This is a genomic window from Pseudoalteromonas sp. SR45-5, assembly GCF_014163565.1.
GTDB lineage: Bacteria > Pseudomonadota > Gammaproteobacteria > Enterobacterales > Alteromonadaceae > Pseudoalteromonas > Pseudoalteromonas distincta.
Window position 1 is genome coordinate 1 of sequence record NZ_JACJDN010000758.1, and the last position, 1,664, is coordinate 1,664.

General features: G+C 40.5%; 4 protein-coding genes. All 4 read left to right on the forward strand.

The window, feature by feature from the left end; translation table 11 throughout:
- Positions 1-223 (forward strand): His/Gly/Thr/Pro-type tRNA ligase C-terminal domain-containing protein (locus H5072_RS18715; RefSeq protein WP_259395989.1); only part of this gene is annotated, 223 nt, incomplete at its 5' end.
- 59 nt (positions 224-282) lie between these two features.
- The gene (gene infC / locus H5072_RS18720; RefSeq protein WP_002960714.1) at positions 283-843 is read left to right on the forward strand and encodes a translation initiation factor IF-3; all 561 of its coding nucleotides are present in this window, start codon (positions 283-285) and stop codon (positions 841-843) included.
- Between the two features lie 211 nt (positions 844-1,054).
- Complete coding sequence (gene rpmI / locus H5072_RS18725; protein WP_002960713.1) at positions 1,055-1,255, forward strand: 50S ribosomal protein L35; 201 nt, start codon at positions 1,055-1,057, stop codon at positions 1,253-1,255.
- Positions 1,256-1,270: 15 nt separating this feature from the next.
- Complete coding sequence (gene rplT, locus H5072_RS18730; RefSeq protein ID WP_002960711.1) at positions 1,271-1,630, forward strand: 50S ribosomal protein L20; 360 nt, start codon at positions 1,271-1,273, stop codon at positions 1,628-1,630.
- Positions 1,631-1,664: the final 34 nt, after the last annotated feature.

Genomic DNA, 1,664 nt, shown 5'->3' on the forward strand with positions numbered 1-1,664 from the left:
TAAACTTGGAATTAGAGCCGCTGCTGACTTGAGAAATGAGAAGATTGGCTTTAAAATCCGTGAGCATACACTGAAGCGTATTCCATATTTACTTGTTGTTGGCGATAAAGAAGTTGAACAGCAAGAAGTAGCAGTGCGTACTCGCACAGGTGAAGACCTTGGCAAATTTAATGTTGATGATTTTGTAGCTAAAATTAGTGAAGAAATTAAAAATCGACAGTAAAAATCGAGCGTGTAAGGCATTAACAAACAGCCATTTACACGCTTATATTATTGATATTCTTGGAGGAACGTACTATTAGAGGCGGCAAGAAAGGGCAACAAACAGCTCAAAAAAATCGTATTAACGAAGAAATTACAGCGCAAGAAGTTCGTTTAATTGACATTGAAGGCGAACAAGCTGGAATTCAGTCATTACAAGACGCGCAAACTATGGCCGATGCAGCGGGTGTTGATCTTGTTGAGATCAGTCCAAACGCTGAGCCGCCTGTTTGTAGAATCATGGACTACGGTAAGTTCATCTTTGAAAAAAGCAAAGAACTAAAAGAGCAGAAGAAGAAGCAAAAGCAAATCCAGATAAAAGAAATCAAATTCCGTCCTGGTACGGATGAAGGTGATTATCAGGTTAAGCTTCGCAACTTACGTAAGTTCTTAGAAGCTGGTGATAAAGCTAAGATTACTATCCGCTTCCGTGGTCGTGAAATGGCTCACCAAGAAATTGGTATAGAATTATTAAACCGTATCAAAGCCGATTTAGAAGAGCTTGCAGTAGTTGAGTCTTTCCCAAATCGTGTTGAAGGCCGCCAAATGGTTATGATGATGGCGCCTGTTGCTAAAAAATAATTTTTAAGCGATAATACGCACCGAAATTAGCTCAGGTCTGCAAGCAATATGCGAATATTCACCTGAGTTAACCGGTCTTAAAGCAAGATTGCGGCATTTATGTTGGGTCTTCACCGGAACATGGCAGTAAGTTAGGCCTAAAAGTGGAGCTATAGAAATATATCTCACGCCTGCTTACTAATTTAAAAGCAATACAATTGGAGTTATTGCAATGGCTTATAAGCTAAAAAGTCACAGTGGCGCTGCTAAGCGTTTCAAAAAGACTGCTTCTGGCGGTTTCAAGCGTAAACAAGCGCATCTTCGTCATATTCTGACTAAGAAAACTTCTAAGCGTAAGTTACACCTACGTCCTAAGATGATGGTTCATAAAAATGACCATGGTCTAGTTTCACGTATGTTACCGTTCGCTTAATAGGGGTTTTTAGAAATGGCAAGAGTTAAACGCGGCGTTGTCGCACGTGCACGTCACAAAAAAGTTTTAAAACAAGCAAAAGGTTACTACGGAGCACGTTCACGTGTTTACCGCGTAGCTTTCCAGGCTGTTACTAAAGCGGGTCAATACGCTTACCGTGACCGTCGTGCGAAGAAACGTACTTTCCGTCAATTATGGATTGCACGTATCAATGCTGCTTCACGTCAAAATGGTCTGTCTTACAGCCGTTTTATCAATGGTCTTAAAAAGACTTCTGTAGAAATCGATCGTAAGATCCTTGCAGATATCGCTGTTTACGACCAAGTTGCATTCGCAGCGCTTGTAGAAAAAGCAAAAGAAGGCCTAGCCGCTTAAGCTTTTTTATATAAGTATTAAAAAGGAGCCTATG

Excerpts from the sequence above, each read along its gene's own strand:
- rpmI (WP_002960713.1), top strand. The coding sequence starts at position 1,055 with ATGGCTTATAAGCTAAAAAGTCACAGTGGCGCTGCTAAGCGTTTCAAA.
- rplT (WP_002960711.1), top strand. The coding sequence starts at position 1,271 with ATGGCAAGAGTTAAACGCGGCGTTGTCGCACGTGCACGTCACAAAAAA.